This window comes from Kitasatospora sp. NPDC059146 (genome assembly GCF_042786665.1).
Taxonomy (GTDB): domain Bacteria; phylum Actinomycetota; class Actinomycetes; order Streptomycetales; family Streptomycetaceae; genus Kitasatospora.
Window position 1 is genome coordinate 1 of sequence record NZ_JBHZCY010000216.1, and the last position, 8,532, is coordinate 8,532.

An 8,532-nucleotide genomic window follows, 5' to 3' on the forward strand; every position below is an offset into this window, starting at 1 on the left:
ACAGTCAGTGCAGCAGGCCGCCCAGCGGCAGCGTCGCGCTGGGGCTGCCCGGCGCGGGGGCGCTCGCCGAGCCGGTGCCGCTCGGGCTGCCGGTGCCGGAGGGAGTCCCGGTGCCGGTCGGGGTGCCCGTCGGGGTCGGGGTGGGCTTGTCGCTCGGCGTCTGGGTCGGCGTGCCCGTCGGCGTCTGGGTCGGGGTGCCGGTGGGCGTCCCGGTCGGCGTGCCCGGGTCGGTCGGCGTCTGGCTCGGGGTGCCGGTGCCGGACGGCGTTCCGGTCGGCGTGCCGGTGCCGCCCGGGGTGGGCGTGGCCGGGGTGCCGCCGGGGGCCGGCGGGGCCGGGGTCTGGTTGGCCGGGCTCGGCGCGATCGGGGTGACGGTGTCCCAGCCCTTCGGCAGGTCCGGCACCTTCCAGGCGCCGCCGGCGTCGTCGGACGCGCCGTCCGGGTCGGGGCGGACGGCGCCGAGGATCGCCATCGAGCCGACCGGCGAGACCTTGATGAACGCACCCGGCCGCGGCGCCTGGACGACGAGTCCGCCGCCGATGTACATCGCGACGTGCGAGGCGTCCTGGAAGTAGACCACCAGGTCGCCGGGCCGCAGCTGGTTCAGCGGGACGTGCGGCAGCTGCGCCCACTGCTCCTGGCTGGTGCGCGGGATCGGCTTGCCGGCGTGCAGCCAGGCCTGCGAGGTGAGGCCGGAGCAGTCGTAGGAGTCCGGGCCGGTGCCGCCCCACAGGTACGGCTTGCCGAGCTGGGCGAGCGCGAAGGCGACGGCGCCGCGGCCGGCCAGCGAGGGGGTGCGTTCGCCCTTGCCGAGGGCCCCGGAGGCGAGGAAGGCGAGCTGGGCCTCGTCGGCCTTGGCCTTCTCCAGCTGTTCGAGTTCGGTGCGCTGGGCGCCGGTGAGCGAGGAGACCAGCTGTTCGACCGAGGCGAGGTCGGCCGTGACCTTGGCCTTGGCGGCGTCCTGCTGGACGACCAGCGCCTGCGAGGTCTTGAGGGCTTCCTCGGTCTGCTTCTTCAAGCCGTCGAGCGCGTCCCGGTCGGCCTTCAGCTTGTCCAGGAACTCCGACTGCGAGCGGCTGGCCGCGGCGAGCAGCTCGGCGATGGTGACGGCCTCGTACGGGTCCTTGGAGAGCAGCAGCTCGGCGTAGGCGGAGGAGGCGCCGTTGCGGTACTGGGCGGCGGCGAGCTGGGAGGCGATGTCCGTCCCGGCGTCGACCTGCTTCTGCTGCTTGTCGAGCTTGCCCTGGAGGTCGGTGAGCGTGGTCTGCTGCTCGGTGACTTTGGCGACCGCGCCGTTGTACTGCTCGGTGGCGGCCTCGGCGCTCTGGTAGAGCCCGTGCAGCTGGTCGAGCAGCGGGCCGAGGGTGGCCTTGGCCGCGGCGAGCGGGTCGGCTCCGGGGGCGACGGCGATGCCGGCGCCCGGGTCGGGTGCGGCGTACGCGGCCTGGGCGGCGACCGGCAGCGCGAGGGCGGCGGCCGCGAGGACGGCTCCGCACCTCAGGGCGGCCCGCACCCAGGGGCGCACTCCTGACGTCTCCGTGCGCTGTGCAGCCCCGCCCATGGGTGGTCCTCCCCGCCCTTGCCCTGCCCTGCCCCGGTGGCGCCGTCCGCGGGCTCCCCGGGGACGATCCCGCAGATCCTCCCACGGGTTACTCGCCGGAAACAGGGCGCACGCGGACCAGGAGGTTAATTCTCGATTGATCCGTCGATCCGCACGGCCGTTGTGAGACAGGTCTCAGCAAACGGGGGCGAACCAGGACGTTCTCCGCTAATGTCCAGCTCAGCGCGGCCCAGGTCATCCCTCCGAAAGCTCCCGGACACCGGTGGGCCACCAGCGGAACCACGATTCCCGGCTCAGTTCACCTTCCGTTTACCCAGCAGACCTACGGTCGCGACGTCATCAACGTCCGTGCGACAACTACGACGATTGTTTGGGTATGGAACACATCTCGTTCCTGGTAGCCGTTGTGATCATCACGGCGCTCGCCTTCGACTTCACCAACGGGTTCCACGACACCGCCAACGCGTCCGCCACCGCGATCGCGACCGGGGCCCTTCGTCCGAAGGTCGCGGTCACCATCGCGGCCCTGCTGAACTTCGCAGGCGCGTTCCTGTCGGTGAAGGTCGCCACCACCATCTCCGGTGGCATCGTCAACGAGAAGGCCGGCATCCACCCCGAGGTAATCTTCGCCGCCCTGGCGGGCGCGATCCTCTGGAACCTGCTGACCTGGCTGCGCGGCCTGCCGTCCAGCTCCTCGCACGCCCTGTACGGCGGCCTGATCGGCGCCACGATCGTCGGCGTCGGGATGAACGGCGTCAACTTCGACACCGTGATCACCAAGATCATCATCCCGGCGGTCGCCTCCCCCCTGGTCGCCGGCCTCGCCTCCTGGGGCGCCACCAAGCTGGCCTACGCGATCACCCGCAAGGGCAACGGCGCCGCGACCGACAAGGGCTTCAAGACCGGCCAGATCTTCTCCTCCTCGCTGATCTCGCTGGCGCACGGCACCAACGACGCCCAGAAGACGATGGGCATCATCACCCTGACCCTGGTCTCGGTCGGCGCCCTGCCGCACGGCGCGCTGCCCCCCACCTGGGTGATCGTCTCGGCGGGCGCCGCGATCGCGCTCGGCACCTACATGGGTGGCTGGCGGATCATCCGCTCGATGGGCAAGGGCCTGGCGGACATCAAGCCGCTGCAGGGCTTCGCCTCCGAGTCGGCCGTCTCCACCGTCATCCTGACCTCCTCGCACATGGGGTTCGGCCTCTCCACCACCCAGGTCTGCACCGGCGGCATCATGGGCGCCGGCCTCGGCGGCCCGAAGCCGGAGCTGCGCTGGAGCCTGGTCCGCCGCATGGTCTACACCTGGGGCCTGACCCTGCCGGCCGCCGGCCTGGTCGCCGGCGGGGCCGCCGCGCTGGCCCGCCAGGGCGCCTGGGGCGTCGCCCTGGTCGGTGCCGTGCTGGTGGCCGGTTCGGCCACGATGTGGATGATCTCCCGCCGCCAGCCGGTCGGCGCGGACAACGTCAACGACGTCCCCGAGGTCACCCCGGTCGAGGTCGCCACCACCCCGGCCACCGCCGCCCCCACCCCCGCCTCGACCACGGTCGCGGCCTGAGCGCCGTCGATCGAGGAGCCTTCACCATGCACATCAAGTGGAACGCCCTGGCCCAGACCGCCGGCATCAGCTTCGGCGTCACCGTCGCCGTGGTCGCCGTCTTCGCCCTCGGCATCCTGGCACTGTCCCGCCGGGAGGCCGCGCTGAGCTCCCGTGAGGCGGGCGGTCAGGCGGCCGGCGGCGGCAGGCCGGCCCTGCTGGCCGGCGCGTACGCCTGCTTCGCGCTCTGCGCCTGCGCCGTGGTCTACGGCCTGGTGCTGATCGCGGCGCCGTAAGGCGTCACGGCACCGAGCAACGCCGACGGGCCGGGGAGAGTCGAACTCTCCCCGGCCCGTCGGCGTTCGCGCCCGCGCGCTCCCCGTCCCCGGTCAGCTCTCCTGGGTGGTCCGCAGCGCGGTCTCCCGGATGAACAGCACGGTGACGAAGGCCAGCGCCGCGAAGGGCGCGGCCCACAGGAAGACCGTGCCGACGCCGTGGCCGAAGGCGTCGGTGACCAGCGGCAGGATCGGGGCCGGCAGCTTCGCCAGATCCGGGATGCCGCCGCCGGAGGCCGCGGCCCCGGCCGGGATGTGCGCCGCGGCGAGGTTCTCGGCCAGGTAGTGGCCGACCTTGTTGGACATCAGCGCGCCCAGCGCGGAGACGCCCATCGCGCCGCCCATGGTGCGGAAGAAGGTGACGACGGAGCTGGCCGCGCCGAGCTCGTGCCGGGGCACCGTGTTCTGCACCGCGAGCACCAGGTTCTGGCTGGTCAGGCCGAGGCCGATGCCGGTGAGCGCCATGTAGAGGGAGAGCAGCCCGTAGTCGGTGTCGGCCCGGGCGGTGCCGAGCAGGCCGAAGCCGATCGCGAGCAGCGCGGTGCCGGCGACCAGGTAGGCCTTCCACTTGCCGTACTTGGTGATCAGCCGGCCGGCCACCGCGGAGGAGACCGCCAGGCCGATGATCATCGGCAGCGTCATCAGGCCGGCCGTCGTCGGGGACTTGTCCCGGGCCAGCTGGAAGTACTGGCTGAGGAAGGTGGTCGCGCCGTACATCCCGACGCCGACCAGCACGCTCGCGATCGCGGCCAGGGTGACGGTGCGGTACTTGAACAGCGACGGCGGGATGACCGGCTCGGCGGCGCGGCGCTCGACCACGACGGCCAGCGCGGCCAGCAGCAGGCCGCCGCCGACCATGGCCGCGGTCTGCCAGGACAGCCACGGGTAGTCGGTGCCGGCCAGCGTGATCCAGATCATCAGCAGGCTGACGGCGCCGGTGATGACCAGCGCGCCCAGGTAGTCGATCTTCGCCGGGCGCTTGACCACCGGCAGCTTGAGGGTGCGCTGCACCACCAGGATCGCGGCCAGCGCGAACGGGATGCCGACGTAGAAGCACCAGCGCCAGCCGAGCCAGGAGGTGTCGACGATGACGCCGCCGATCAGCGGGCCGCCGATGGTGGCGAGGGCGAACACCGCGCCGAAGTAGCCGCTGTACCGGCCGCGCTCGCGCGGCGGGACCATCGCGGCCAGGCAGATCTGGCCGAGCGCGACGACGCCGCCGGCGCCGATGCCCTGGAGGGCGCGGCAGGCGATCAGTTCGCCGGTGTTCTGCGAGAGCCCGGCCAGCGCGGAGGTGGCGATGTAGATCAGCAGGGCGATCTGGAGCAGCAGCTTCTTGCTGGCCAGGTCGGAGAGCTTGCCCCAGATCGGGGTGGAGGCGGTCAGCGTGAGCAGGGCCGCGGTGATCACCCAGGTGTAGGCGGACTGGCCGCCGTGCAGGTCGGTGAGGATGTGCGGCAGGGCGTTGGAGACGACGGTCGACGAGAGCACGGCCACGAACAGGCCGAGCAGCAGGCCGGACAGCGCCTCCATCACCTGCCGGTGGGTCATCGGGCGGTCGTCGTCGACGGCGGCTGCGGCTCCGGTCGAGGCCTGGGCGGTCACGGTCATCTGGGTCCTTCGCGCGGGAAAATTCGTTGCCTTAAGCAACCATACGACCGATAGTTGAGTAAGGCAACCTTCTTCAAGTCCAAGTAAAGCCCCGCCCGACGTGAGAGTTCCGCCACTCCCCCGCGGCCCGTCGGGCCCCCGCCCCGACCCGACGCCCCGTCACCACCAGGCGTTCCTCGTCCGCCACGGCGTCGGCACCGCCCGGCGACCGTGGCCGAGAACCGGCGAGGGAGGTAGGACAAGCGAGTTAGTTCATGGTATTAAGTATCCGTTTTCCGCCGATACGCAAGGAGATGTGGATGACCGCCCCGGGGCAGGGATTCGTCGCCGAACTGAAGGGCGCGGTCACACCGCGTGCGGCACTGCTGGTGATCGGCGTGCTGCTGCTGCAGCTCGGGTTCATCACCTCGTACGTCGGGGCGCTGCACCACCCGGCCCCGCACCAGCTGTCGATCGCGGTGGTCGCCCCGCCGCAGGTCACGCCCAAGCTGGTCCAGGCCCTGGAGTCGGTGCCGGACGAGGCGGTCAAGCCGGTCACCGCGCCGGACGCCGAGACGGCGACCCAGCAGATCAAGGACCAGAAGATCTACGCCGCGCTGGTCGTGAACCCGACCGGCACCGAGGACACCCTGCTGACCGCCGGCGCCCGCGGCACCTCGGCCGCCAAGGCCGCCGAGAGCATCACCACCGCGCTGGACAAGTCCCAGGGCCGCACCGTCAAGGTCGAGGACGTCGTGCCGCTCGCCAAGGGCGACACCAACGGCCTGACCGCCTTCTACCTGGTCATCGGCTGGTGCGTCGGCGGCTACCTGGTCGCCTCCATCCTCGGCATCAGCGCCGGCTCCAAGCCGGCCAACCTCCACCGCCTGCTGATCCGCCTCGGCGTCCTCGCGCTGTACTCGGTCGGCGCCGGCCTCGGCGGCACGGTCATCGCCGGGCCGGTCCTGGACGCGATGCCCGGATCGATCCTGTCGCTGACCGCCATCGGCGCCCTGGTGGTGTTCACCGTCGGCGCCTTCACCATGGCCCTGCAGTGCCTGTTCGGCATCATCGGCATCGGCCTCGCGGTGCTGGTCTTCGTGGTGCTCGGCAACCCGAGCGCCGGCGGCGTCTACCCGGCCCCGATGATGCCGCCGTTCTGGCGGGCGATCGGCTCGCTGATCCCCAACGGCGCCGGCACCAGCGCCACCAAGTCGATCGCCTACTTCGGCTCCACCAACCTGGGCATGCCGATCCTGGTCCTGGTGGTCTGGGCGCTGGTCGGCATCGCCGTCGCCTTCCTGGCCGTCCTGCGCACCCCGCGCGAGGCCGGGCGCGAGCTCGACGCCGAGGCCCCCGCCGCGGCCTGAGCCGCCGCTCCCCCGCGTACCACCGGGCCCCTCGCCGCGATCGCGGCGCGGGGCCCGGTCCGCTCCTGCGGGTCCGTGCCTCAGCCGCCCGTGAGCGGCCCCGGGTCGGCGACGATCGCGCGCACCACGCCCACCGCCGCCCCCAGCAGCGGCCCGCGCCGGCCGAGCCGGGACACCGTCAGCCGGTCCTGCGCCCAGGGCCGCACCGTCACCCGGGCCGCCAGCTCGTGCCGCATCGCCGGCAGCAGCCAGGGCGCCAGCCGGGCGTAGCCGCCGCCCAGCACCACCTCGGCCGGGTCCAGCAGGTTGACCGCCCCGGCGGCGGCGATGCCGAGCGCGGCACCGGCCCCGGCCAGCGCCGCCCGGACCGGCTCGTCCCCGGCGCCGGCGCGTTCGGCGAGCAGCGTCACCCAGTCCCCGCGCACCCCGGCCAGCCCCGCCGCCCGCAGCACCGCCGCCTCGCCCGCGTACTGCTCCAGGCAGCCGTGCGACCCGCAGGCGCAGCGCCGCCCCTCCGGGTGGACGGGCACGTGGCCCAGCTCGCCCGCGTAGCCGCGCGCGCCGCGCAGCAGCCGGCCGCCGACCACCACGGCGGCGCCGACGCCGGCCTCGGCGGAGACGTAGAGGAAGTCCTCCGGGCCCTCGCCCAGCCAGCGTTCGGCCAGGCCGCCGAGGTTGGCCTCGTTGTCCGCGTCGACCGGCAGCTCGGCCAGGCCGTCGCCGACCACGCGCAGCGCCGGGCGCAGTTCGGCGGCCAGCGGGACGTCCTGCCAACCGAGGTTGGCGGCCCGCTGGAGCACCCCGCCGCTGCCGACCAGCCCGGGCACGGCCAGGGTCAGCCCGGCCGGGCGCAGGCCGGACTCGGCGACGGCCGAACGCACCAGCCGGGCCAGGTCGGCCATCACCGCGGCGGGTTCCCGGCCGTGGTTGGCGCTCTCCTCGCGCCGCCAGGCCCGGACCTCGCCGCGCAGGTCGACCACGCAGACGCCGAGGTGGCGGACCCCGATCTCGGCGCCGAGGCCGCCGGGCCCGAGCGGGTTGAGGCCGAGCGCGGTGCCGGGGCGGCCGACCTTGCCGCTGGGGGGCGGCCGGGCCCTCCTCGACGACCAGGCCGGCCGAGATCAGCTGTTCGGCGAGCGAGGAGACCGCGGCCCTGGTCAGCCCGGTTCCGGCGGCCACCTCGGCGCGCGAGCGGGGGCCGCGCGCGATCAGGCCGAGCACCAGGGCCAGGTTGGCCCGGCGCATCCCCTGCTGACTGGCGGGCCCGGTCCGGACGCCGTCCGGCTCCCCGCGCATAACCTCACCTCACGGTCGTAGGGCGTGTCTTGTGGATCTTGTCGGATGGGCCGCGGCGTCGGGGTGCGTGCATCGCAAGGCGGAGGAGGGAGGCGATGCGGAGCATCGGGCGACCGACGACAACGCGGCGAGGTGCGTGCCCCGACGCCGCGGACCCGGCAGGGATCCGCACGACACGCCCTATGGCACATCCCGTGGCATCTCGGGTGCAGCGTAACCGGGTTCCGGCTCCGCGTGCGCCCGGGCGGCGGGGCTGGTGAAGACCCAGCGCCGCATCGCCCAGAAGCGGAACAGCATGGCGACGAAGGTGCCGACCACCATCCCGCTGAGGAAGTCGGCGACCTCCTGCTGGAACGGGTCGACGTACGGTTCGCGCAGGTCGAGGGCGTACCGGGAGAGCGCCAGCGGGATGTCGTTGACGCCGATCGCCACCGCGCTGACCAGGAAGAACAGCAGGGCCTCCGGTCGGCGCCCGTCCGTCCGGAAGGCCCAGCGGCGGTTGAGCACGTAGGAGACGACGGTGGCGATCACCGTCGCCACCGTCAGGGCCACCACCGGCTGGTGCTGCAGGACGGTGAACTTGAGCTCGACGTCGATCACCGTGGTGAGGACGAAGCAGCCGCTGCCGACCGTCAGGAACTTCACCAGCCGGCGGTGCCGCACCAGGAACGGCCGCAGCCGCGCCGGCACCCGGGCCAGGACGCGCTGCGTGGGGGACGGCATCTCCGCAGTGTGGCACGCGGCGGGGGCGGTCGCCCGGGGCCGGCCGGCCCCCCCCCCCCCCCCCCCCAAGCCCCCGCGCCAACCACCCCCCCCCCCGCCACCGCGCCCGCCCCCACACAG

Annotated in this window: 6 protein-coding genes and 1 pseudogene; 3 read left to right on the forward strand and 4 right to left on the reverse strand. The window is 73.4% G+C overall.

Features of this window, described 5'->3' with window-relative positions; translation table 11 throughout:
* Nucleotides 1–4 precede the first annotated feature (4 nt).
* On the reverse strand, nt 5–1,561 hold the full coding sequence (locus ACFXPX_RS42645; RefSeq protein ID WP_380645002.1) for an NlpC/P60 family protein: 1,557 nt from the start codon (nt 1,559–1,561) through the stop codon (nt 5–7).
* Between the two features lie 376 nt (nt 1,562–1,937).
* Between ACFXPX_RS42645 and ACFXPX_RS42650 the strand changes: the two genes are divergently transcribed.
* Together ACFXPX_RS42650 and ACFXPX_RS42655 are read left to right on the forward strand one after the other, a co-directional pair.
* The gene (locus tag ACFXPX_RS42650) at nt 1,938–3,119 is read left to right on the forward strand and encodes an anion permease (RefSeq protein ID WP_375893030.1); all 1,182 of its coding nucleotides are present in this window, start codon (nt 1,938–1,940) and stop codon (nt 3,117–3,119) included.
* 26 nt (nt 3,120–3,145) lie between these two features.
* Entirely contained in the window at nt 3,146–3,394 is a 249-nt protein-coding gene (locus ACFXPX_RS42655) for a hypothetical protein (RefSeq protein ID WP_375893031.1), read from the forward strand.
* A 93-nt stretch (nt 3,395–3,487) separates the two neighbouring features.
* Here the strand turns inward: ACFXPX_RS42655 and ACFXPX_RS42660 are convergent, their stop codons facing one another.
* Entirely contained in the window at nt 3,488–5,044 is a 1,557-nt protein-coding gene (locus ACFXPX_RS42660; RefSeq protein WP_380586744.1) for an MDR family MFS transporter, read from the reverse strand.
* Nucleotides 5,045–5,343: 299 nt separating this feature from the next.
* On the opposite strand from ACFXPX_RS42660, the gene ACFXPX_RS42665 reads away from it, so the two are divergent.
* A complete protein-coding gene (locus tag ACFXPX_RS42665; RefSeq protein ID WP_375893035.1) occupies nt 5,344–6,393 on the forward strand; it encodes an ABC transporter permease in 1,050 nt (349 codons plus the stop codon).
* A gap of 80 nt (nt 6,394–6,473) precedes the next feature.
* On the opposite strand, the pseudogene ACFXPX_RS42670 reads toward ACFXPX_RS42665, so the two are convergent.
* Nucleotides 6,474–7,689: pseudogene (locus ACFXPX_RS42670) on the reverse strand (ROK family protein).
* A gap of 180 nt (nt 7,690–7,869) precedes the next feature.
* A complete protein-coding gene (locus tag ACFXPX_RS42675) occupies nt 7,870–8,412 on the reverse strand; it encodes a GtrA family protein (RefSeq protein WP_375893038.1) in 543 nt (180 codons plus the stop codon).
* Between the last annotated feature and the right edge of the window lie 120 nt (nt 8,413–8,532).